This is a genomic window from Pseudomonas sp. NPDC077451 (genome assembly GCF_044543345.1).
In the GTDB taxonomy this organism is placed as follows: domain Bacteria; phylum Pseudomonadota; class Gammaproteobacteria; order Pseudomonadales; family Pseudomonadaceae; genus Stutzerimonas.
Genome location: NZ_JBITVX010000001.1, coordinates 720,692 through 743,573 on the forward strand (window position 1 = coordinate 720,692; position 22,882 = coordinate 743,573).

The window sequence follows — 22,882 nt, forward strand, 5'->3', positions numbered from 1 at the left end:
AGTTTCGAGGTTCGCCGCGATGATGTTGGATGCAGCACCACTGGAGTGTTGAGTATTTGACCGACCGGCTGCGGTTGGCAGCCTGGCGGTTCAGGGGCGAGGATCTCGTCGGAGATTAGCTGCCTCTCATGACTCGTTAGTCACCTAAGCAGTATATCACTGCCGCCCGTTGTCAAAGAATGCCCTGGCCATACGACGAACGAACATATGGTTTAGGCCGATTCAACTGGGTTACTCTTCGAAGATGACCACTGTTTAATGTTTAACCACAAAACGGAGTCCAGCATGGGATACCAAAAGATCCAGGTGCCTGCCAGCGGTGACAAAATCACCGTCAATACCGATAACACTCTGAACGTACCCAACAATCCGATCATTCCTTATATAGAAGGTGACGGTATTGGCGTGGACATCAGCCCAGTGATGATCAAGGTAGTCGATGCTGCCGTAGAGAAGGCTTACGGCGGTGAGCGCAAGATCGCTTGGATGGAAATCTATGCAGGCGAGAAGGCTACGCAGGTGTATGACCAGGATACCTGGCTGCCCAAGGAGACGCTGGAGGTCGTGCGCGATTTTGTGGTGTCTATCAAGGGCCCTCTGACCACCCCGGTCGGCGGTGGCATTCGCTCGCTGAACGTTGCGCTACGCCAAGAGCTCGATCTCTATGTCTGTCAGCGCCCCGTACGCTGGTTCACAGGCGTACCTAGCCCAGTGAAGAAGCCAGCAGACGTCGATATGGTTATCTTCCGTGAGAACTCTGAAGACATCTACGCAGGGGTAGAATGGAAGGCCGGCTCGCCTGAGTGCGAAAAGGTCATCAAGTTTCTTACTGAAGAGATGGGTGTCAAGAAGATCCGCTTCACGGAAAATTGCGGCATAGGTATCAAGCCGGTGTCGTTGGAAGGGACGAAGCGGTTAGTGCGCAAGGCGCTGCAGTATGCCGTAGATAATGATCGGCGCTCAGTCACCATTGTCCACAAAGGCAATATCATGAAGTTCACCGAGGGCGCATTCAAGGAATGGGGCTACGAGGTGGCGCGTGATGAATTCGGCGCCGAGCTACTGGACGGCGGTCCATGGATGCAATTCAAAAACCCTAATACGGGCAAGAACATCGTCGTCAAAGACGCCATCGCCGATGCGATGCTGCAGCAGATTCTGCTGCGTCCAGCCGAGTATGATGTGATCGCCACACTTAATTTGAACGGCGACTACCTGTCAGATGCTCTGGCGGCTGAAGTGGGCGGCATCGGTATTGCTCCCGGGGCGAATCTCTCGGACACAGTTGCCATGTTCGAGGCCACGCACGGCACGGCGCCGAAGTATGCGGGGCAGGACAAGGTCAACCCAGGGTCGTTGATCCTTTCGGCGGAAATGATGTTGCGTCACATGGGTTGGGTGGAAGCAGCCGACCTGATCATCAAATCGACCGAAAGCGCTATCGCCGCCAAGACGGTGACATACGATTTCGAGCGTCTGATGGACGGCGCCAAGCTGATGTCCTGCTCGGAGTTTGGTGATGCCATGATCTCCCACATGTAGTTTTGAGGGAGCAACACAAAAAGGCCGATCAATGATCGGCCTTTTTGTTGCCTGGCATCAGGCGTCTACGGTCGAGCCCTGTGAGGCAGGTGCAACCGCCTCCGCAGTGGTCTGCAGCGACCGAATGTTGGTTGCGTGCAGGCCCTTGGGACCTTGCAGTATGTCGAACATGACCGCTTGCCCAGCTTTCAGAGTTCTGTACCCTTCCATTTGAATGGCAGAGTAGTGGGCGAACAGGTCCTCATCGCCGCCGTCTGCTACGATAAATCCATAGCCTTTAGCGTTGTTGAACCACTTGACCTTACCGCTTAGCATGCTGTTATCCCTCTGCAAAGGAGTCCATCACTGGAGTAACATCCATTTCATTCCGCGCTGATGCAGCACATGGCCCACATGCGCAGCCCGTTGCCGTTGTGGCACATACTGTTTGTATCATCGTTTTGCCGATAGTCAAGGCGACTCGTCAGGTGGCTGTGAAGCCCTTCTATTTACCCGGCCTCGGCGCCCCGATCTAGAACTGTTATACGCATGCGTGCATTTCCAGAGATTCGACTAATATTCAATCAAGATCGTCCGAAGCCATCGGACGACGACTCCTCTGGCCTGGCGGTCGAAGAAGCCAAGCCGCAGCTGAAGGCACCACCGATGTTCAAAGTTGTCATGTTTAATGATGACTACACGCCGATGGATTTCGTCGTGGAGGTGCTGGAAGGAATTTTCAATCACAATCGGGAGCTAGCCACCAAGATCATGCTGGCGGTTCATACCGAAGGGCGAGCCGTTTGTGGCGTCTACACTCGCGACGTCGCTGAAACCAAAGCAATGCAGGTCAATCAATATGCAAGGGAATGCCAGCATCCTTTGCTTTGTGAGATCGAGAAGGACGGTTAACCCGACTGCTGGGTAAGAGGTGAAAGCTATGTTGAACCGTGAGCTCGAAGTCACTCTGAATCTGGCTTTCAAGGAGGCACGTACCAAGCGTCATGAGTTCATGACGGTTGAGCACCTTCTGCTAGCCCTGCTGGACAATGAAGCGGCCGCAACGGTGTTGCGCGCCTGCGGAGCCAGCCTCGATAAACTGCGTCATGACCTACAGGAGTTCATCGACTCCACTACGCCTCTGATTCCGCAGCACGATGACGAGCGTGAAACCCAGCCGACCCTAGGCTTCCAGCGAGTATTGCAGCGGGCTGTGTTCCACGTTCAGAGCTCGGGCAAGCGTGAGGTCACTGGCGCCAATGTGCTGGTTGCGATTTTCAGTGAGCAGGAAAGCCAGGCGGTGTTTTTGCTCAAGCAGCAGAATGTTGCTCGCATCGACGTCGTCAATTACATCGCGCACGGCATATCGAAAGTGCCAGGTAATGGCGGCAATGCCGAAAGCGATTCGGAAATGCAGGACGAGGAGGGCGGTGAGTCCTCCGCAGCCGGAAATCCACTCGACGCCTATGCAAGCAATTTGAATGATCTGGCGCGTCAAGGCCGTATCGACCCATTGGTTGGGCGTGAACATGAGGTCGAGCGGGTCGCGCAAATTTTGGCGCGCCGTCGTAAGAACAACCCATTGCTGGTCGGAGAGGCGGGTGTTGGCAAGACGGCCATTGCCGAGGGTCTGGCTAAGCGCATCGTCGACAATCAAGTGCCTGAGCTGCTGGCTGATAGCGTGGTTTATTCGCTTGATCTTGGCGCTCTATTGGCCGGTACTAAATACCGCGGGGATTTCGAAAAAAGATTCAAGGCGCTCCTGAATGAGCTTCGTAAGCGCCCCCAGGCTGTTCTCTTTATTGACGAGATCCATACGATCATCGGCGCGGGGGCGGCGTCTGGCGGAGTGATGGATGCTTCCAATCTACTCAAGCCGCTGCTGTCGTCTGGTGAAATCCGGTGTATTGGTTCGACTACCTTTCAGGAGTTTCGCGGCATCTTCGAAAAGGATCGTGCACTGGCGCGCCGCTTCCAGAAGGTCGATGTCTCAGAGCCGTCGGTTGAAGACACCATCGGTATCCTGCGCGGGTTGAAGGGACGTTTCGAGCAGCATCACAAGATTGAATATAGCGATGAGTCGCTGCGCGCTGCGGCAGAGCTGGCATCCCGCTACATCAATGACCGTCATATGCCGGACAAGGCTATCGATGTAATCGATGAAGCCGGTGCATATCAACGGTTGCAGCCCGAAGATAAGCGCGTCGCTCGTATTGAGGTCGAGCAGGTCGAAGATATCGTAGCGAAAATCGCGCGCATTCCTCCTAAGCACGTCAGCACCTCAGACAAGGAGCTGCTTCGTAATTTGGAGCGAGACCTGAAGCTGACGGTGTTCGGTCAGGATGATGCTATCGATTCACTTGCTACTGCGATCAAGCTGTCTCGTGCAGGGCTCAAGGCTCCGGACAAGCCTGTGGGATCATTCCTCTTCGCCGGTCCGACAGGGGTTGGTAAAACAGAAGCTGCCCGCCAGCTAGCACGGGCTCTGGGTATCGAATTGATACGCTTCGACATGTCCGAGTACATGGAACGTCACACTGTGTCTCGGCTCATTGGTGCACCGCCGGGCTACGTTGGCTTTGATCAGGGTGGCTTGCTGACCGAGGCGATAACCAAGCAGCCACACTGCGTTCTGCTCCTGGATGAAATCGAGAAGGCGCATCCAGAGGTCTTTAACCTGCTATTGCAGGTCATGGATCATGGGACGCTGACTGATAACAATGGCCGCAAGGCCGACTTCCGTAATGTCATCATCATCATGACGACGAACGCCGGTGCAGAAACCGCAGCGCGGGCTTCGATTGGGTTCACCCACCAGGATCATGCGTCAGACGCGATGGAGGTGATCAAGAAGAGCTTCACGCCTGAGTTCCGCAACCGCCTGGATACGATCATCCAGTTCGGCCGTCTTAGCCATGAGGTCATCAAGAGCATCGTTGACAAGTTCCTCATCGAGCTACAGACGCAGCTCGAGGACAAGCATGTCACGCTCGAAGTGTCCGATGCTGCACGCGGCTGGTTGGCTGAGCGCGGCTACGACGTGCAAATGGGTGCGCGACCAATGGCTCGGCTGATTCAGGACAAGATCAAGCGGCCACTGGCTGAGGAGATCCTGTTCGGTGAACTGGCCGAACACGGCGGTGTAGTGCACATCGATATTCGAGATGGCGAGCCCTACTTTGACTTTGAGACGTCTGTCGAGTTGGCTTAACGCATTGAGGTGATGGAGCAAAAACGCCCGGCATCGCCGGGCGTTTTTGTCTGATCAAGCTGGCGAAGCGCAAAGCTGGCGCTACCCAGCGCTTTGCATCTTGCCGATTGGGACGATCAAGGTCGTGGCATGAGCGCAAACAAAAGCCCGGACTATGCCGGGCGTTCATGCTCGCGTCCTGTCAGCGGGCGCGGTAGGTGATGCGGCCTTTGCTCAGGTCGTAAGGCGTAAGTTCCACACGAACCTTGTCACCGGTAAGAATCCGGATGTAGTTCTTGCGCATCTTTCCGGAGATGTGCGCAGTAACGACGTGCCCATTTTCCAACTCCACACGAAACATGGTGTTAGGCAGGGTGTCGACGACAGTACCTTCCATTTCGAAGCTGTCTTCTTTCGACATTCAGTAAAACCCTCGGTGTCCAATGATAGACCCGGTACGAAGAATGCCCGGGTAAAAGCGGCAAGTATTGTGCCTGAAAGGGCCCCGAGAGCCAAGGGCTCAGGTTAGAGTTATCCAGCGCTGGTTAACCAACAGCTCAATCGGTCTATATTCGGTTTTGTAGTTCATTTTGCGGCAGTTTTTGATCCAGTAGCCTAGGTAGATTGCTTTCAGCCCGAGTCGGGCCGCTTCACCAACCTGCCAGAGAATCGCAAAGCGACCAAGGCTACGGCGTTCCTCGCTGGGATCGTAAAAGGTGTAGACGGCGGACAGCCCATTGGGCAGCAGGTCGGTCACTGCCAGAGCGAGCAGGCGGTCCTCCAGGCGGAACTCGTAGAAGCGAGAAAAGGGCAGGTCACGGACCAGGAAGGTATGGAACTGATCTCTGCTTGGCGGATACATGTCCCCGTCAGCATGGCGCTGTTCGATATAGTTCGCGTAGAGCGCATAGTACTCTTCGCTGAACGACGGACGGACGTCGGTCACGGTCAGGTCGGCGTTGCGCTTGAGGATGCGTTTCTGCTGCCGATTGAGCTGTAACCCGTCGGCCGGTATCCGCGCGGGAATGCAAGCTGTGCAACGTTGACAATGCGGGCGGTAGAGGTGGTCCCCGCTGCGGCGGAAGCCCATTTCGGACAGCTCTGCGTACACCTGTACGTCCATCGGCTGGCTGGGGTCGAGGAAGAGCGTGGTGGCCTGTTCGTCGGGCAGGTAGCTGCAGGCGTGAGGCTGGGTGGCGTAGAACTTGAGACGAGCCAGTGAAGTCATGGTCAGCTCTCGAAAATCTTGAAGTCAGTGTAGGTCAGCTTGGCTTCGTCGACTAGGACTCCCATCGGGCAGTACTGGGTTCATCCAGATAGCTGGCGAGCGTATTGGCGAAGGTTTGCCTGGGGACGGGTCTCGCGCCAAAACTGGCCAGGTGTTGCGTGTGCATCTGGCAGTCAATCAGTTTGAATCCCCAGTCTCTGAGACGTTCCACTAGTGCCACGAATCCCGCCTTGGATGCGTCCGTCGTACGGCTGAACATCGATTCGCCGAAGAATAGTCGACCGATTGCGAGGCCATAGAGGCCACCGACCAACCGCTCGTCCTGCCAGACTTCGACTGAGTGAGCGATGCCGAGCTGATGCAGCTCCAGATAAGCGTCTTGCATCGGCATGGTGATCCATGTGCCGTCAGTGTAGTTGCGGGGTCCGGCACAACCTTCGATGACGTCTCGAAACGCTTGGTCGAAAGTAATGCTGAATGTTCCCTGCCGTAACTTCTTGCGCAGGCTACGTGCGACATGCAGCTCTTCGGGATAGAGCACGGTGCGCGGGTCGGGTGACCACCAGAGCAGCGGTTGCCCGTCCTGATACCAAGGGAAGCAGCCATGACGGTAGGCCGCCAGCAAGCGTTCAGGCGATAGATCGCCTCCTGCAGCGAGAAGCCCGTCGGGCTCGCGCATGGCTTTTTCGAGCGGGGGGAACGACAAGTTGTCGCGCTGCAGCCAGGTCAGCATATCGATAGCCACTGGGCGGATGGGGGCATCCGCCCTGAGAAGGGTTACAGGTCCAGAAACTTTTCGGCATCGAGCGCGGCCATGCAGCCGGCGCCGGCCGAAGTGATGGCCTGGCGATAAACGTGATCGGCCACATCGCCTGCAGCAAATACGCCTGGGATGGTGGTGCTGGTAGCATCTCCCTCGTTGCCGCCCTTGATGACGAGGTAGCCGTCTCTCATCTCAAGCTGGCCTTGGAAAAGATCTGTGTTGGGCTTGTGCCCGATAGCAATGAAGACACCTGCCAGTTCAAGGTTCTGCTCCTCGCCGGATTCGGTGCTCTTCAGTCTTACACCCGTTACGCCACTCGCATCACCAAGCACTTCTTCCAGGGTGTGGTTCCAATGCAGGCGAATATTGCCGTTGGCTGCCTTCTCCATGATCTTGTCCTGCAAGATCTTCTCGGAGCGAAGCTTGTCGCGGCGGTGGATCAAGTGAACTTCCTTGGCGATATTCGAGAGGTACAGCGCTTCTTCCACAGCGGTATTGCCGCCACCGATCACCGCCACAACCTGGTTGCGGTAAAAGAACCCGTCACAGGTGGCGCATGCCGACACGCCACGTCCGGCGAACGCTTCCTCTGAGGGCAAGCCGAGGTACTGGGCAGATGCTCCGGTGGCGATGATCAACGCATCGCAGCTGTAGGTTGCGCTATCGCCCTTGAGAATAAAGGGCCGCTGCTGCAGTTCAGCTGTGTGGATATGGTCGAACACGACTTCGGTGTCGAAGCGCTCTGCGTGTTTCTGCATCCGCTCCATCAACGCTGGGCCAGTCAAACCTTCGACGTCTCCCGGCCAGTTGTCGACCTCAGTGGTGGTGGTCAGCTGGCCGCCGGGCTGAATGCCGGTGATCATCACCGGTTTCAGGTTGGCCCGGGCTGCGTATACGGCCGCGGTATAACCGGCCGGGCCCGAGCCGAGGATGATCAGACGTGAATGCTTGACTTCATTCATAAAAAGCCCTCATAAGCCTTTGTTGCCAATAGAGAAGCGTGCTCCAGTCGAGTCACGCTTTAAAAACTGGCGTTTATGCTACACCGAAGCACGAACAAAAGCCCAAGCCGGCACGGAACCGGCATGCCCTGGAATCGACAAACCCGTACAATGTCCAGGTTCAGGCTGACTACGGTTCATAGAGCGCGCCGCGGGCGCAGGAAATAAAGCGTTTTGAAGAATACCTCCTCTACCGCGCCAGCTTCCGTCTGGCGACAGCAGTTGCATTACCGCCTCAAAGAAGGGGCATTGATCGCGCTCGGCGCGCTTTGCGCCTACCTCTGGATGGCGCTGCTTACCTACGATCCCTCCGATCCTGGTTGGACCCATACCAGCAACGTCCAGCAGGTCCAGAATGCCGCCGGCCGCGCCGGCGCCTGGTTTGCCGATGTGCTGTTCATGGCGCTCGGCTACTTTGCTTTCCTGTTTCCGTTGTTGCTAGGCGTCAAGACCTGGCAGGTCTTTCGCGCACGGCACCAGCCCTGGAGCTGGAACGGGTGGCTGTTTTCCTGGCGACTTATCGGGCTCGTCTTCCTGATTCTTTCCGGATCTGCGCTCGCCTATATTCATTTTCAGTTTGCGGACGGTTTGCCTGCTTCAGCGGGCGGCGCTTTGGGCGAAAGCCTGGGACAGCTCGCCGAGGCAGCGCTGAATGTTCAGGGCAGTACGCTGCTGCTGTTGGCATTCTTCCTGTTCGGTTTGACGGTGTTTACGGACCTTTCATGGTTCAAGGTGATGGACCTGACCGGCAAGATTACGCTCGACCTGGTAGAGCTGATTCAGAGTTTCTTTAGTCGCTGGTGGTCCGCGCGTAACGAGCGTAAGCAGGTCGTTGCGCAGCTGCGCGAAGCCGATGATGTGGTAAACGACGTCGCCGGCTCGCTCCCGGATCACCGAGAGCGCGCCAAGGTCAAGGAACGGCTGCTTGAGCGCGAGGAGTCGTTGAGCAAACACATGAGCGAGCGCGATAAGCGCCCGCCACCAGTGATTCCTGCAGCTGCACCGTCCAAGCCGGTCGAGCAGAGCAAGCGAGTGCTGAAGGAAAAGCAGGCCAATCTGTTCGTCGATCCGCTGATCGAAGGCAGCGTCCCGCCATTGTCGTTGCTGGACGTGGCGGAAAAGCAGCAGAAGCAGTACTCACCAGAATCGCTCGAAGCCATGTCGCGGTTGCTGGAAATCAAGCTGAAGGAGTTTGGCGTTGAGGTCATCGTCGAGTCGGTTCATCCGGGCCCGGTGATCACTCGTTTCGAAATCCAGCCGGCCGCCGGGGTCAAGGTCAGCCGCATCTCCAACCTGGCGAAGGATTTGGCCCGCTCGCTAGCGGTTATCAGCGTGCGCGTCGTTGAGGTGATCCCCGGCAAGACTACCGTCGGTATCGAGATCCCCAACGAGGACCGGCAGATTGTTCGGTTCTCGGAGGTACTGTCGTCCGCGCCGTACGATGATGCTAAGTCGCCAGTCACCATTGCGCTTGGCCATGACATCGGCGGCAAGCCGGTGATTGCTGACCTGGCAAAGATGCCGCACCTCCTGGTTGCCGGTACCACCGGTTCGGGTAAGTCGGTCGGCGTGAATGCGATGATCCTGTCGATTCTTTTCAAGTCCACGCCGGAAGACGCGCGGTTGATCATGATCGACCCGAAGATGCTTGAATTGTCGATCTATGAAGGCATCCCGCACCTCTTATGTCCGGTCGTGACCGACATGAAGGAAGCGGCCAACGCGCTGCGCTGGAGCGTCGCCGAAATGGAGCGGCGCTATAAACTGATGGCGGCCATGGGTGTACGTAACCTGGCCGGCTTCAACCGTAAGGTGAAGGAAGCGGAGGAGGCCGGTACGCCGCTGACCGACCCGCTGTATCGCCGCGAAAGCATGGAAGACGAAGCGCCGTTACTGAAGAAGCTGCCGACAATCGTGGTCGTGGTGGACGAATTCGCCGACATGATGATGATCGTCGGCAAGAAGGTCGAAGAGCTGATTGCACGTATTGCCCAAAAGGCACGGGCGGCAGGTATCCATCTAATCCTGGCGACCCAGCGGCCGTCGGTGGATGTGATCACCGGCCTGATCAAGGCCAACATTCCGACCCGAATGGCGTTTCAGGTATCAAGCAAAATCGACTCGCGGACCATTCTCGACCAGGGCGGTGCCGAGCAACTGCTTGGCCACGGCGACATGCTTTACTTGCCGCCGGGCACTGGTCTGCCAATTCGGGTCCATGGTGCGTTCGTTTCCGATGAAGAGGTGCATCGTGTTGTCGAAGCCTGGAAGGCTCGCGGTGCCCCGGACTACATCGAAGAGATCCTGGTCGGCGTGGAAGACTCGGGAAGCGGCTTCGATGGTGGAGGCGAGGGTGGCAGCGGTGAGGACAGTGAAGACGATCCGCTTTACGATGAGGCGGTACGCTTCGTCACTGAAAGTCGCCGGGCTTCCATCTCTGCCGTCCAGCGCAAGCTCAAGATCGGCTACAACCGCGCCGCACGGATGATCGAATCCATGGAAATGTCGGGCGTCGTGACCTCTATGAACACCAACGGCTCGCGCGAAGTGCTCGCGCCGCCTCCTACCCGCGACTAGGTCGCCGAGGGCTTCATGCAATTGATTCGTGCGTTGTTTGCATCCGCTCTGCTGTTCACACTGGTTCCGGCTCACGCTGACCAGGCTGCCTCTGTGCAACGCCTGACCGGCCTGCTGCAGAAGGCTGAAACCTTGACCGGCCGCTTTTCCCAGCTGTCTCTGGATGGCACCGGAACCCAGCTGCAAGAGACCTCCGGTGAAATGGCGCTCAAGCGCCCGGGCCAGTTTCGTTGGCATACCGATGAACCGATGGAGCAGTTGCTGGTTTCTAACGGTAAGAAAGTCTGGTTGTACGATCCGGATCTCGAGCAAGTCACCATCCAAACACTCGACCAGCGCTTGACCCATACCCCGGCATTGCTGTTGTCGGGCGATGTATCGGCAATCAACGAGAATTTCGAAGTGTCTCACCAGGAGGCGGGGGAAGTGGTCGATTTCACGCTCAAGCCGAAAGCCAAGGACACACTGTTCGACAGTCTTCGTCTGTCGTTTCGTGGTGGCGTGATCAACGACATGCAAATGGTTGACGGCGTTGGCCAACGCACCAACATCCTGTTCCAAGGCGTCAAGTTGAACCAGCCACTCAAGGCCGAGCTGTTCACCTTCGAAGTGCCCGATGGGGCCGACGTCATCTCCGAGTAACAGGCATTCGCTTTCCGTTTACCCACACGGCCTGCTTTCCCGCAGGCCGTGTGCATCAGAGGCTTCCGTCGCCGATGGACCTGTTCAGCCGTGAACCTGTCGCTCAACCTCTAGCTGCACGCCTGCGCGCCGCCAGCCTTGACGAATATGTTGGGCAGGAGCACCTGTTGGCGCGTGGCAAACCGTTGCGTGAGGCGCTGGAGCAGGGTGCGTTGCACTCGATGGTCTTCTGGGGGCCGCCGGGAGTCGGCAAGACCACCCTAGCGCGCCTGTTGGCCAAAGTATCTGATGCGCACTTCGAGACCGTCTCGGCGGTGCTGGCTGGCGTCAAGGAGATTCGCCAGGCCGTGGAGATTGCAAAGCAGCAAGCGGCCCAATACGGACGGCGTACGATCTTGTTCGTTGACGAGGTGCATCGCTTCAACAAGTCTCAGCAGGACGCTTTTTTACCCTACGTTGAAGATGGCACGCTGATTTTCATCGGTGCCACCACCGAAAACCCGTCGTTCGAGCTTAACAATGCCTTGTTGTCGCGTGCCCGGGTCTATGTGCTAAAGAGCCTCGACGAGGCTGCGCTACGCAGGCTGGTCACGCGCGCATTGACCGAGTCTAAGGGATTGGGCGACCTCCATCTGAGTCTGCCGGATGAGAGTTTTCAGATCCTGATGGCAGCCGCTGATGGTGATGGACGACGGCTATTGAACCTGCTGGAAAACGCCTCGGACCTGGCCGAAGAGGGCGGCGAGATCAGCGTCGAGCTGCTGCAGGATCTGCTGGGCGACAGCCGGCGGCGCTTCGACAAGGGGGGGGAGGCCTTTTACGACCAGATATCGGCTTTGCATAAGTCGGTCCGCGGTTCGAATCCGGATGCCTCGTTGTACTGGTTTGCCCGAATGATCGACGGTGGTTGCGATCCGCTGTACATCGCCAGACGTGTGGTTCGCATGGCTAGCGAAGAGGTGGGCAATGCAGATCCCCGGGCGCTGAGTCTGTGTCTGTCGGCGTGGGATGTGCAGGAACGGCTGGGAAGTCCTGAAGGCGAATTAGCCGTCGCCCAGGCCATCGTCTATCTCGCTTGCGCGCCGAAGAGCAACGCGGTTTACAGCGCCTTCAATGCAGCGATGCGGGACGTTCGAGAGAACGGCTCGGCGGAGGTTCCGTTGCACCTGCGTAATGCGCCGACCCGGCTGATGAAAGAGCTGGGTTACGGCAACGAATATCGCTACGCCCATGATGAGCCTGACGCCTACGCTGCGGGTGAGGACTATTTTCCAGAAGCAATAGAGCCGCGCCACTATTACGACCCCGTACCGCGTGGTCTGGAGAGCAAGATCCGCGACAAACTTGAGCATCTGGCACGTCTCGATCAGCAAAGCCCGCGGCAGCGGAGAAAAACATGATTCGCATGGTTCTGGCCGTGGCCGCCGGCGGTGTCGTAGGTACGCTGATCAGATTCGGCGTCTCGACATGGGTCTCCGCTCAGTGGCCGAGACACTTTTTCTTCGCAACCCTCGCAGTGAACCTGCTTGGCTGCCTGCTTATTGGCTATCTGTACGCCTCTTTCCTGCACCGCCCCGAACTATCCCCGGAGATGCGCAGCGGGTTGATCGTTGGCTTTCTCGGTGCGTTAACGACGTTTTCCAGCTTCTCGCTGGACGGTTTGCGACTGCTGGAAAGTGGCCAACCCGCGACAGCCTTCGGTTACATAGGCGCGAGTGTGCTCGGTGGTCTGTTGGCCGCCTGGCTTGGACTTACGCTTGGCAGGTTATGAACCTGGCCTGGATCACAGTAAACTTCGCTTCTTTGCCTTTCCTCAAAGCTTCCATAGACGAGACCCACCATGCTTGATTCGAAACTGGTACGCACACAGCTGCAAGACGTGGCCGACCGCCTCGCGACCCGCGGCTACCAGCTGGATGTGGCGCGTATCGAGGCGCTTGAAGCCCAGCGCAAGACCGTGCAGACCCGTACCGAGCAACTTCAGGCCGAGCGCAACGCCCGCTCCAAATCCATCGGTCAGGCCAAACAGCGCGGTGAAGACATTGCGCCGTTGCTCGCTGATGTCGACCGTATGGGCTCAGAACTCGAAGCCGGAAAGGTCGAGCTGGAAGGCATCCAGAGCGAGCTGGATCAGTTGATGCTGAGCCTGCCGAACCTGCCGCACGAATCGGTTCCAGTGGGCAAAGATGAAGATGAGAACGTCGAAGTTCGTCGCTGGGGTGCGCCCAAGACCTTCGACTTCGAAGTGAAAGACCACGTCGCATTGGGCGAGCAGCACGGCTGGCTCGACTTCGAGACCGCGGCCAAGCTATCCGGTGCGCGCTTTGCGCTGATGCGCGGGCCGATCGCCCGTCTGCATCGCGCCCTGGCGCAGTTCATGCTGGATCTGCACACCCGCGAGCACGGATACGAAGAGGCGTACACGCCGTATCTGGTCCAGGCCCCGGCGCTGCAGGGTACCGGCCAGCTTCCGAAGTTCGAAGAGGACCTGTTCAAGATCAGCCGTGAGAACGAAGCTGACCTTTATCTGATTCCAACCGCCGAGGTCTCGCTGACCAACATCGTGGCTGGCGAGATTCTGGATGCCAAGCAGCTGCCGATGAAATTCGTCGCGCATACGCCGTGTTTCCGCAGCGAAGCGGGCGCTTCTGGCCGTGACACCCGCGGAATGATCCGTCAGCACCAGTTCGACAAGGTCGAGATGGTTCAGATCGTCGAGCCGAGTCAGTCGTTCGAAGCGTTGGAAGGCTTGACGGCGAACGCGGAGAAGGTACTGCAGCTGCTGGAATTGCCGTATCGCGTTTTGGCGCTGTGCACGGGTGACATGGGCTTCGGTGCGACTAAGACCTACGATCTCGAAGTCTGGGTGCCGAGTCAGGACAAGTATCGTGAAATCTCTTCCTGCTCTAACTGCGGCGACTTTCAGGCGCGTCGCATGCAGGCACGCTACCGCAACCCGGAAACGGGCAAGCCCGAACTGGTCCATACACTGAATGGCTCCGGGCTGGCCGTAGGTCGTACGCTGGTTGCAGTGCTGGAGAATTACCAGCAGGCCGATGGCAGCATCCGTGTGCCGGCAGCACTCAAGCCCTACATGGGCGGTATCGAAGTGATCGGTTGATCCGGCGATAGCGTGCCGACGCAGGTGCAGAGAGACGGGTGATGTGCTTCGCAGGGAAAAGGCCGAACGAGCATCCGGACTCTCTTGATTCTCGACAAGGGCCATCACAGACATAAGGTTTGAGATGGCTCTATCTCATATTGTCACCAGGACGGGTCCATGGATTTTTTGCCGCTTTTCCACAATCTGAAGGGCCGTCCGGTACTGGTCGTCGGCGGTGGGGAGATTGCACTGCGCAAGGCTCGCTTGTTGTCAGAAGCGGGCGCCGTGCTGCGCGTTGTCGCTCCGGAAGTAGAGGCGCAGTTGAACGAGCTGGTAGCGCAAGGCGGCGGACAGACAATCATCCGGGGTTATCTCCCTGGCGACCTGTCAGGCTGCGTGTTAGCGATCGCTGCGACCGATGACGAGCCACTGAATGAGCAGGTATCCAAAGACGCCCAGGCGCTTGGCATGCCGGTCAACGTGGTGGATTCGCCGCAGCTGTGTACGGTGATTTTTCCGGCCATTGTTGATCGCTCGCCGCTGATGATCGCTGTTTCCAGCGGTGGTGATGCTCCCGTGCTGGCGCGCCTCATGCGCGCGCGCATCGAGACCTGGGTGCCAGCGGTCTATGGCGAACTGGCAGGCTTGGCGAAGAAATTCCGTAGCCAGGTCAAGGCCAAATTTGCAGACGTACAGCAGCGACGTGTGTTCTGGGAAGAAGTCTTCCAGGGCAGCGTTGCGGAGCGGGCGCTCGCTGGTCAGGCGCAAGAGGCCGAGCGGCTCTTGGAGGAAAAACTGTCCGGTGCGGAGCCGAAAACCCTGGGCGAGGTCTATTTGGTCGGTGCCGGACCGGGCGATCCTGATCTGCTGACCTTCCGTGCCCTGCGCCTGATGCAGCAGGCCGACGTGGTCCTCTACGACCGCTTGGTAGCGCCCGCTATCCTCGACTTGTGCCGGCGCGATGCCGATCGCATTTATGTCGGTAAACAGCGCGCAGCGCATGCGGTGCCGCAGGATCAGATCAACCAGTTGCTGGTAACCCTGGCCAAAGAAGGCAAGCGCGTGTTGCGGCTCAAAGGCGGCGATCCGTTCATATTCGGGCGAGGCGGCGAAGAGATCGAAGAACTGGCGGCGCACGACGTGCCGTTCCAGGTCGTCCCCGGGATCACCGCGGCCAGTGGCTGCGCGGCCTATGCCGGTATTCCGCTGACCCATCGTGATCATGCACAGTCGGTACGCTTCGTGACGGGGCATTTGAAGGATGGAAGTTGCGATTTGCCGTGGTCAGAACTGGTCGCGCCCAGCCAGACGCTGGTGTTCTACATGGGGCTGGTCGGTCTGCCGGTTATCTGCCAACAGCTGATCGCACACGGTCGCTCTGCCGATACCCCCGCTGCCTTGGTTCAGCAGGGAACGACGATCAATCAACGAGTGTTTACCGGAACGCTCGCCAACCTGGCCGAGCGAGTGGCCAACGAACAGGTGCAGGCGCCAACGCTCGTCATCATTGGCGAGGTAGTGCAGTTACGCGAAAAACTTGCTTGGTTCGAAGGCGCTCAGAACCGCGACAGGTAACTATCGCGGCCGTCCGAGACGGTCGCGGCCTTAACGCGACCAGATCCCTTTCCCGGCCAGGCGATCCCGATCATGCGCGCGGTCCAGTGACAGCTCTGGGCCTTTGGGTACGATGCCGTTGCCGTTGATATGCCGGTGACTGGCGTAGTAGTGGTGCTTGATGTGGGTGAAGTCGACGGTCTCGGCAATCCCCGGCCACTGGTACAGTTCTCGTAGCCAGTTCGAAAGGTTTGGATAGTCCTCGATCCGTCGCAAGTTGCATTTGAAGTGACCGTGGTAGACGGCATCGAAGCGAACGATGGTGGTGAACAGACGCCAATCCGCCTCCGTCAGGTATTCGCCGGTCAGGTAACGATGCTCGTTGAGACGCTGTTCGAGCCAATCGAGCTCGGCGAACAATTCATCGAATGCTGCTTCGTAGGCTTTCTGCGTTGACGCAAACCCAGCCCGGTAGACGCCATTGTTGACGCGTGGATAGATGCGTTCGTTGAGGGAGTCGATCTCGGCACGTAGCGGCTCTGGGTAGAGATCCAGCCTCGAGCCAGTCAGATCATCGAAAGCGCTGTTGAAGATGCGAATGAGCTCGGCCGATTCGTTGTTGACGATGCGTTGCTCCTGCTTATCCCAAAGCACCGGAACCGTCACACGGCCGGTGTACTGAGCGTCATCAGCGGTATAGCGTTGATGCAGATAGCTCAGGCCATCCAGCGCATCGCCAGTCGACCCCCGTTGCTTGTCGAACGTCCAGCCGTGCTCCGCCATTAGCCAACTGACCACCGAAACGTCGATCAGCGGCTCGAGCTGTTTCAGTTTGCGATAAATCAGGGTGCGATGAGCCCAGGGGCAGGCCAGCGAGACATAGAGATGATAGCGACCAGCTTGTGCCTGAACGGCGGGGCGGTTATCTGGCCCTGGCGAACCGTCCGTGGTGATCCAGTCTCGCCGTTGGGCCTGCTCTCGCTGGAATTCTCCATCGTTACTGTTTTCGTACCAGCGGTCTTGCCACTGGCCGTCGACCAGAAGTCCCATGCTCACCTCCACGGTTTCGAATTAAAAACAGTGTAGGTGTCATGGCTCGATTGATGAGTCGTAAAGCCCGGTCAAACCAATCGTTCAGGTCGATAGATTCCGATGCGCCCAGAACTCACGAGCCTGATCGAACGCTGCTTCACGCGGCTGGCCAAGGCCTCTGAGTGCCAAGGCCATCGTCGCAACGACTGCAAGCTCACCGTAGGCATCTTCGGCACCTTGCCAGACAGCAACCAGATGCTGCGGATCGAGCTGCGCAGGCTTGACGTGACGTTGCGGCGAAAGCGCCGGCCAGTCTTCGTCCCAAGACTCGCCCGCCTGGGTACCGTACAGGTGCGCAACGCCATCGGGGTTGACCTCGATCTCGCCCCCTTCGCCCTTGATCACGATTGAGGTGTCGCCCAGTAGCCGACTGGCTTCCCTGTGATTTGCCTGATAGCCCGGGTGGAAAATGCTCTGCAGTCCGCAGCGGGCCCTCAGTGGATTGAGGATGCGAGCCAGCGAATGGATTGGCGAGCGCAAGCCAAGCACGTTACGTTGATCGATCATGCGCTGAAGCCCCGGCATCCACGCACCGAGTGTCATGAAAGCGAGGTTGTCTTTATCCAAAGCATTGGCAGTTTCAGTCCAGTCGCGGCAACTAGCGATACCTATTAGTTCGAGCTGCTGCTCGGTATACATCCGCCCTGCGGTGTGCGCGCCACCGCCATGCACCAGAATCCGAATACCGTTTTGTGCCAGGCATTTCGCAGCAAGCAAATACCAGGGCAGATGACGCTTCTTGCCGGCATAGCTTGGCCAGTCAATATCCACCGCGATTGCTGGCGCTTGCAGGCGCTCGCGCACGGCTTCGGTGAATCCTGCCAGTTCTTCGGCGCTTTCTTCCTTGTGCCGTAATAGCATGAGAAAGGCGCCGAGCTGCGTGTCTTCCGCTTTCCCGTCAAGCAGCATGCCCATGGCTTCGCGCGCTTCTTCGCGGGTCAAGTCACGGGCGCCGCGCTTGCCTTTGCCGAGAATGCGGACGAAGACGGCGAAAGGATGTTCGGCAGGGGTGACCAGGCTCATATGCAATTGCTCGGTTTCGGCAGGCCTGCCAGCTTTGCAGCCAGCTTGGCAGGGGTGCCTTTGAATAGGCGGTTCAGATGCATGCTGTTGCCCTTTTCCGGGCCAAGTTTCAATGCGGTGTACTTGATCAGCGGACGCGTTGCGGGCGACAGCTGAAACTCCTGATAAAACTCGCGCAGCACCCGGAGGATTTCCCAGTGTTCGGCTTGGAGGGTGATTCCTTCAGCGTTCGCCAGTGCTTCTGCGACCGGCTCGCTCCAATCGTCGAGATCAACCAGGAAGCCTTCCTGATCCACAGCAACGCTTATGCCGTTGATAATCAGCCCGTTCATAGCCAAGAATTGGTCCGGTCATAATGACAGCAGAGCTCGACGAAGCCGTCATAGTCGATCTGCTGCAGGCGCAACGGCAGGGAGTTGATGCCACGGGCGGCCACGTCTTCATCCAGCGCAAACAGTGCGATGCTCTCGGGCATCAGATCCAACGCTTTCCGCTGGGCCGTGCCGTCCTTCAGCGCATATACCGCATCCCCACAAAGCAACAGCGCATCGTCGGCATTGACTAGATGTAAGCAGCTGGCCAGGCGGCTATCTGCAAACGGGGAGTGTGAAAGCAGGTGCAGAGTTGCCATCAGAGCGTGATCACATGGTCGTAGCGGTTAATAAGGGCGCGCAGCCCGGCATCGTCCAATAACTCTACCGGCAGCGACAGCGTGGCCTCATCCAGCCCGCGCTCGCTGAGGCTGCGTTTGGCCGTGTACAGCGCGTCGATGCCAAACATGGGAAGTGCCTGCAGATTGGCCGTCAGGTCCTTTTGCTGCAGCCGAGTGGCCTGCTGAGCAGGCACCAGCTGAAACACCCCGTCATCGAGAAACAACAGCCCGAGCGGCAATTCGAACGCGCCGCCGGCCAGAACGATATCCAGTGCCTCGCGTGCGGAAGGACCGGACCACGGCGACTGCCGCGTGATGATGAGCATCGAGCGCGCCATCAGTGACCTCCAAAGCAGACCAGACGGTCGGCATGCTGGCTGGCTTCGTGCAGCTGCCCCAGACCGGACAGCTCCCAACCCGCTGCAAGGTTCGCTGCAGGGCGCTGGTGGCGTTTGGCTTCCTGTTCATCCAGTACGCCACGGCGCAGACTCGCAGCGATGCAGACCACACCGTCAAGCCCGTGGAGGCTGATGAGTTGACGCCATTGCTCTGCGATATCCAGTTCGTCTTGCGCGGTCACCGTGTTGGCCGACGCGCTGTGTACACCATCCTGATAAAGGAACAGCCGGACAACCTCGTGACCGCCCGTCAGCACCGCCTCGGTGAAACGCAAGGCGCGGCGTGAGGCGGGGGAGTGGGCGGGGGAAAACAGAGCAATTGCGAATTTCATGGGCCACCGTTGCATGACTGCCTGACATGATACGCCAGCTTTAGAAACGAAAAAGCCCGCCGAAGCGGGCTGATTCGATGGGTACTGATCAGTCGTCGCCACCCATGATGCCCATCAGCTGCAGCAGGCTGATGAACAGGTTGTACAGCGAAACGTACAGGCCGATGGTGGCCATGATGTAGTTACGCTCGCCGCCATGGATGATCGCGCTGGTCTGGTAGAGGATGCACACCGAAGAGAACAGCACGAAGCCGGCGCTGATCGCCAGTTGCAGGCCGCTAATCTCGAAGAAGAAACCAGCAACCATTGCGCCCAGCAGGACAAAGAAACCAGCGGTGATAAAGCCGCTAAGGAAGCTCATGTCCTTACGGGTGATCAGCACGAATGCCGACAGACCAAAGAACACCAGAGCGGTCATCGACAGCGCCGAGGCAATGAGCTCACCACCGTTGGCAGTGCCTAGGTACATGTTGAGGATCGGCCCCAGCGTGTAACCCATGAAGCCGGTCAAGGCGAAAGTCGAAAGCAGACCCCACGCGGAATTGCGTAGCTTCACGGTCAGGAAGAACAGGCCGTAGAAGCCAATCAGCACCACGAAGATGTTCGGGTAGGCTGCGTTGGCTTGCATCGCCATGTAGGCGACGAAGGCGCTGAAGCCCAGGGTGATGGCCAGAAGGCCGTAGGTGTTGCGCAGAACGCGGCTGACTTCCTTCTGTTCAACCTGCGTATGCGTAGGTGCGTACTGTTGCTTGAGCATGGCGACACTCCTGTAGATGTATTCAGCCTAAGGTGAATTGCCCCGGATCATAGCAGAGCTTTTGTTTCCGCCTAACGACAGTGTTTGACAGACTGTTTCGTTCGGGTACTATTGCGCCCGCTCTCTGCGGAGGAGTGGCAGAGCGGTTGAATGCAACGGTCTTGAAAACCGTCGAAGGGGAAACTCTTCCGTGAGTTCGAATCTCACCTCCTCCGCCATATCGCGAACTGAAGGCCCCGTACTCCGGGGCCTTCAGCGTTTCTGGACTAGGGACGTGCGGGCATGAGCGTTCCCATATTGTTCCCAAGGGAGCGAGTGCGGCAGCGCGAAGTCGTCCTCAGACGCCAGTTCCGCGATTTTCGCCGGTCTTAGCTAGTTTGTTTGGAGACGGCGAGCGATGGTGCGCTGGGTGACTCCAGCACGTGGGCTGATTGGAGCGAGCTCGTGGCTTCTACCCAGCGATGGACGTAACTCCGTGCTTAAAGGTGAGGTAGTTGGCGTTTCTTTAGCGTGCGGTGGGTGCGCTTGGTAACTAAAATCTCCGCTCGGACAAAAGGAATTGTCAGATGATCCGGATTAGGCTGCCCGAGGCTTTGGCACTCGTGCGGGAACACTTCAGGCCGCTGTTGTTCACGGCCACAATGGATTCTCCTCAGACCATCCAGGCGATGCTGCTGGATGAGTTGACCGGGGAGTCGTTGGTCTTGACCGGGCTCCCGTGTGGCGTATCGGTTACGCGAGCGCAATTGGCAGGGTTGATTAGCGTGATCGAACTCGACGTCATTGCACTACGGCCGGCTCTGCTCGAGGGCTTGCGAGAACGACAGATCGCCGTTTAGCTGAACGTTTGTCTATGCGTCATCCAAGATAGGCGACGGCGTCGAATCTCACCGGCTCTGCCAGTCTCTAGTAGAAGGCCCCATGTTCTGGGGCCTTTGTCGTTTGAGTTCATGAAGCAATACGCAGGCCTGATTCGGCTCAGGCAACCGAAGCGGTTTGGGGCGCCGAGCCCACTTCCTCGGCGTAGTGGCAGGCCACCAGCCTGTCGTCCAAAGGGCGGAATGCCGGGACTTCTGAACTGCAGCGTTCGGTGGCGTGAGGGCAGCGGGTGTGGAAAACGCAGCCGGTAGGTGGGTCGAGCGGGTTGGGCAGTTCGCCGCTGACCTTGATTTTCGGCTTCGTCGAGTCAGGCCGGATGCTAGGCGTCGCGGCCAGCAGCACCTGAGTGTAAGGGTGTAGCGGGCGGGTGTAGATCAGCTCGGCTGGCCCCATTTCCATCGGGCTGCCGAAATACATCACCAGTACCTTATCAGCTACATGACGGACAACAGCCAGGTCATGGGAGATGAAGACATAGCCGGCGTTGAACTGCTCCTGCAGATCCATGAAGAGGTTCAGCACCTGCGCTTGAATCGACACATCCAGCGCCGAAGTCGGCTCGTCGGCAATCAGCACCTTCGGATTGAGCATCATCGCCCGCGCAAGGGCAATGCGCTGGCGCTGACCGCCGGAGAACATATGCGGATAGCGCTGGTAGTGCTCGGGACGCAGCCCGACCTGCTGCATCATCGCCTGCACGCGCTCCCGGCGTTCAGTGCGTGACAGCCCGGTATTGATAACGAGCGGTTCAGCCAACTGGTCGCCGATCTTCTGCCTTGGGTTCAACGAGGCGTAGGGATTCTGAAACACCATCTGCACATCGCGGCGTAGCTGTTTGCGTTGAGCCTTGTCTGCGCCTGCCACTTCCTGTCCTGCAATCTGCAACGAGCCGGACGTCGGCTCCTCGATGAGTGTCAGTGCTCGTGCAAGCGTGGACTTGCCGCAACCGGATTCGCCCACCACGGCCAGTGTTTCGCCGGACGCCAGTTCGAAGGACACGCCGTTGAGCGCGCGTACGGTGGCGTGTGGTTTGAACAGCCCACGTGAGATTTGGTAGTGGCGGGTCAGCTCGCGTGCGGACAGCACGCTGCCTGTCGACGGCTCAGTAGACATGGTGTTCTCCGGGTGGCTGGCTAGGACGTTGCGACTCCGGCAGCACTTCAGGTGCTTCGCCAGGTGTCATGTTGCGCGGGTAAAAGCAGCGCACCTCGCCGCGGTCGTAGGGTTCCAGTGCCGGTCGTTCTCCGCAGCGTGGTTGAGCGTAAGGGCAACGTGGCGAGAGCAGGCAGCCCGCCGGGCGGTCGTATCGACCCGGAACGATGCCCGGCAAGGTCGCAAGACGCCGGCTGTTCGAATGTTCTGGTATGGAGGCGAGCAACGCTTCGGTGTACGGATGAGCGGGTGCGTCGAACAGCTCTGGTACGCGCCCGGTCTCGACCGCTTGGCCCGCATACATCACACAGACGCGCTGAGCGGTTTCGGCTACCACGGCCAGGTCGTGAGTGATCAGGATGAGTGCCATGTTCTGGTCGCGCTGCAAGCTCAGCAGCAGATCCATGATTTGTGCCTGGATGGTCACGTCCAGCGCTGTGGTCGGCTCGTCGGCGATCAGCAGCTGTGGCTCGCCTGCGATAGCCATGGCGATAGCCACCCGCTGGCTCATGCCGCCGGACAGCTGATGGGGGAAGGCGTCCAGACGGCTGGCGGCGCCTGGGATTTCAACCCGCTCGAGCAGCTCGAGCGCGCGCTGCCGAGCGGCTTTGCCCTTGAGGCCCAGATGCTGTCGCAGCACCTCTTCGATCTGGAAACCCACGGTATAGCTTGGATTGAGCGCGGTCATCGGGTCCTGAAAGACCATGGCCAAATCCTTACCGATCACTCGACGGCGCTGGCGCCCCTTGAGAGTCAACAAATCCTGGCCGGCGAATTGGAGGCGATCAGCCGCCACTTTGCCCGGCGCATCGACCAGCCCCATCAACGCCATCATCGTGACTGACTTGCCAGAGCCGGACTCACCGACGATGGCCAGCACTTCACCTTTGTCGACGCTGAGGTCTAGCCCGTCCACCACAGGTGGCGCGCCGTCGTCTCCAAAGCGCACCGACAGGTTTTGAATCTCGAGGAGGCTCATCGGCGATTGTCCCTTGTTTCCGTAAGTTCTGAACGAAGC

Annotated in this window: 24 protein-coding genes and 1 tRNA gene; 11 read left to right on the plus strand and 14 right to left on the minus strand. The window is 58.4% G+C overall.

Features of this window, described 5'->3' with window-relative positions; translation table 11 throughout:
• Positions 1-285: 285 nt before the first annotated feature.
• Complete coding sequence (gene icd / locus ACIGHL_RS03400; protein ID WP_128121199.1) at positions 286-1,542, plus strand: NADP-dependent isocitrate dehydrogenase; 1,257 nt, start codon at positions 286-288, stop codon at positions 1,540-1,542.
• A gap of 57 nt (positions 1,543-1,599) precedes the next feature.
• On the opposite strand, the gene cspD is transcribed toward icd, so the two are convergent.
• Positions 1,600-1,857 (minus strand): cold shock domain-containing protein CspD, encoded by a 258-nt coding sequence (gene cspD / locus ACIGHL_RS03405; protein ID WP_045426519.1) that lies wholly within the window; start codon positions 1,855-1,857, stop codon positions 1,600-1,602.
• A 213-nt stretch (positions 1,858-2,070) separates the two neighbouring features.
• Between cspD and clpS the strand changes: the two genes are divergently transcribed.
• Both clpS and clpA read left to right on the plus strand, forming a co-directional pair.
• Entirely contained in the window at positions 2,071-2,433 is a 363-nt protein-coding gene (gene clpS / locus ACIGHL_RS03410) for an ATP-dependent Clp protease adapter ClpS (RefSeq protein ID WP_045426522.1), read from the plus strand.
• Between the two features lie 28 nt (positions 2,434-2,461).
• Positions 2,462-4,732 carry an ATP-dependent Clp protease ATP-binding subunit ClpA gene (gene clpA / locus ACIGHL_RS03415; protein WP_128121200.1) on the plus strand — a complete coding sequence of 757 codons (2,271 nt, stop codon included), beginning with the start codon at positions 2,462-2,464 and terminating at the stop codon, positions 4,730-4,732.
• A gap of 181 nt (positions 4,733-4,913) precedes the next feature.
• Here clpA and infA read toward each other — a convergent pair whose 3' ends face one another.
• The 4 genes from infA to trxB form a co-directional block, all read right to left on the minus strand.
• Positions 4,914-5,132 (minus strand): translation initiation factor IF-1, encoded by a 219-nt coding sequence (infA, locus tag ACIGHL_RS03420; protein WP_002553999.1) that lies wholly within the window; start codon positions 5,130-5,132, stop codon positions 4,914-4,916.
• Positions 5,133-5,231: 99 nt separating this feature from the next.
• Positions 5,232-5,939, minus strand: coding sequence for an arginyltransferase (locus ACIGHL_RS03425; RefSeq protein WP_128121201.1), 708 nt, complete (start codon positions 5,937-5,939; stop codon positions 5,232-5,234).
• A 52-nt stretch (positions 5,940-5,991) separates the two neighbouring features.
• Complete coding sequence (gene aat, locus ACIGHL_RS03430) at positions 5,992-6,672, minus strand: leucyl/phenylalanyl-tRNA--protein transferase (protein ID WP_128121202.1); 681 nt, start codon at positions 6,670-6,672, stop codon at positions 5,992-5,994.
• A gap of 44 nt (positions 6,673-6,716) precedes the next feature.
• Entirely contained in the window at positions 6,717-7,664 is a 948-nt protein-coding gene (trxB, locus tag ACIGHL_RS03435) for a thioredoxin-disulfide reductase (RefSeq protein WP_128121203.1), read from the minus strand.
• A gap of 213 nt (positions 7,665-7,877) precedes the next feature.
• Between trxB and ftsK the strand changes: the two genes are divergently transcribed.
• From ftsK to cysG, 6 genes are all read left to right on the plus strand, one after another.
• Positions 7,878-10,280, plus strand: coding sequence for a DNA translocase FtsK (gene ftsK / locus ACIGHL_RS03440; protein ID WP_216706804.1), 2,403 nt, complete (start codon positions 7,878-7,880; stop codon positions 10,278-10,280).
• Between the two features lie 15 nt (positions 10,281-10,295).
• Positions 10,296-10,922, plus strand: a complete 627-nt coding sequence (lolA, locus tag ACIGHL_RS03445; protein WP_046163626.1) for an outer membrane lipoprotein periplasmic chaperone LolA — start codon at positions 10,296-10,298, stop codon at positions 10,920-10,922.
• Positions 10,923-10,996: 74 nt separating this feature from the next.
• Positions 10,997-12,322 carry a replication-associated recombination protein A gene (locus ACIGHL_RS03450; RefSeq protein ID WP_127839505.1) on the plus strand — a complete coding sequence of 442 codons (1,326 nt, stop codon included), beginning with the start codon at positions 10,997-10,999 and terminating at the stop codon, positions 12,320-12,322.
• Complete coding sequence (crcB, locus tag ACIGHL_RS03455; protein ID WP_128121204.1) at positions 12,319-12,693, plus strand: fluoride efflux transporter CrcB; 375 nt, start codon at positions 12,319-12,321, stop codon at positions 12,691-12,693. The genes ACIGHL_RS03450 and crcB overlap by 4 nt, the downstream gene beginning before the upstream one ends.
• Before the next feature lie 69 nt (positions 12,694-12,762).
• Positions 12,763-14,043 carry a serine--tRNA ligase gene (serS, locus tag ACIGHL_RS03460; RefSeq protein WP_128121205.1) on the plus strand — a complete coding sequence of 427 codons (1,281 nt, stop codon included), beginning with the start codon at positions 12,763-12,765 and terminating at the stop codon, positions 14,041-14,043.
• 159 nt (positions 14,044-14,202) lie between these two features.
• Positions 14,203-15,600 (plus strand): siroheme synthase CysG, encoded by a 1,398-nt coding sequence (gene cysG / locus ACIGHL_RS03465; RefSeq protein WP_128121206.1) that lies wholly within the window; start codon positions 14,203-14,205, stop codon positions 15,598-15,600.
• 30 nt (positions 15,601-15,630) lie between these two features.
• On the opposite strand, the gene ACIGHL_RS03470 is transcribed toward cysG, so the two are convergent.
• The 7 genes from ACIGHL_RS03470 to ACIGHL_RS03500 form a co-directional block, all read right to left on the minus strand.
• On the minus strand, positions 15,631-16,629 hold the full coding sequence (locus ACIGHL_RS03470; RefSeq protein WP_128121207.1) for a glutathione S-transferase family protein: 999 nt from the start codon (positions 16,627-16,629) through the stop codon (positions 15,631-15,633).
• An 84-nt stretch (positions 16,630-16,713) separates the two neighbouring features.
• Positions 16,714-17,694: a glycosyl transferase family protein gene (locus tag ACIGHL_RS03475; protein WP_128121208.1), complete on the minus strand. Its 981-nt coding sequence runs from the start codon at positions 17,692-17,694 to the stop codon at positions 16,714-16,716.
• A complete protein-coding gene (locus tag ACIGHL_RS03480) occupies positions 17,691-18,026 on the minus strand; it encodes a TusE/DsrC/DsvC family sulfur relay protein (RefSeq protein ID WP_128121209.1) in 336 nt (111 codons plus the stop codon). Before ACIGHL_RS03480 ends, ACIGHL_RS03475 begins: the two co-directional genes overlap by 4 nt.
• A complete protein-coding gene (tusB, locus tag ACIGHL_RS03485) occupies positions 18,023-18,325 on the minus strand; it encodes a sulfurtransferase complex subunit TusB (protein ID WP_128121210.1) in 303 nt (100 codons plus the stop codon). Before tusB ends, ACIGHL_RS03480 begins: the two co-directional genes overlap by 4 nt.
• On the minus strand, positions 18,325-18,684 hold the full coding sequence (tusC, locus tag ACIGHL_RS03490) for a sulfurtransferase complex subunit TusC (RefSeq protein WP_128121211.1): 360 nt from the start codon (positions 18,682-18,684) through the stop codon (positions 18,325-18,327). Before tusC ends, tusB begins: the two co-directional genes overlap by 1 nt.
• On the minus strand, positions 18,684-19,076 hold the full coding sequence (gene tusD, locus ACIGHL_RS03495; RefSeq protein ID WP_128121212.1) for a sulfurtransferase complex subunit TusD: 393 nt from the start codon (positions 19,074-19,076) through the stop codon (positions 18,684-18,686). Before tusD ends, tusC begins: the two co-directional genes overlap by 1 nt.
• A gap of 88 nt (positions 19,077-19,164) precedes the next feature.
• Positions 19,165-19,833: a Bax inhibitor-1/YccA family protein gene (locus ACIGHL_RS03500; protein ID WP_045426571.1), complete on the minus strand. Its 669-nt coding sequence runs from the start codon at positions 19,831-19,833 to the stop codon at positions 19,165-19,167.
• 128 nt (positions 19,834-19,961) lie between these two features.
• On the opposite strand from ACIGHL_RS03500, the gene ACIGHL_RS03505 reads away from it, so the two are divergent.
• Positions 19,962-20,051 (plus strand) — tRNA-Ser (locus tag ACIGHL_RS03505).
• Between the two features lie 348 nt (positions 20,052-20,399).
• Complete coding sequence (locus ACIGHL_RS03510) at positions 20,400-20,672, plus strand: DUF1652 domain-containing protein (protein ID WP_128121213.1); 273 nt, start codon at positions 20,400-20,402, stop codon at positions 20,670-20,672.
• A gap of 139 nt (positions 20,673-20,811) precedes the next feature.
• Here the strand turns inward: ACIGHL_RS03510 and ACIGHL_RS03515 are convergent, their stop codons facing one another.
• Both ACIGHL_RS03515 and ACIGHL_RS03520 read right to left on the minus strand, forming a co-directional pair.
• Positions 20,812-21,825 carry a peptide ABC transporter ATP-binding protein gene (locus ACIGHL_RS03515; RefSeq protein WP_128121214.1) on the minus strand — a complete coding sequence of 338 codons (1,014 nt, stop codon included), beginning with the start codon at positions 21,823-21,825 and terminating at the stop codon, positions 20,812-20,814.
• Complete coding sequence (locus ACIGHL_RS03520) at positions 21,815-22,843, minus strand: ABC transporter ATP-binding protein (protein WP_128121215.1); 1,029 nt, start codon at positions 22,841-22,843, stop codon at positions 21,815-21,817. The genes ACIGHL_RS03515 and ACIGHL_RS03520 overlap by 11 nt, the downstream gene beginning before the upstream one ends.
• Positions 22,844-22,882 lie beyond the last annotated feature (39 nt).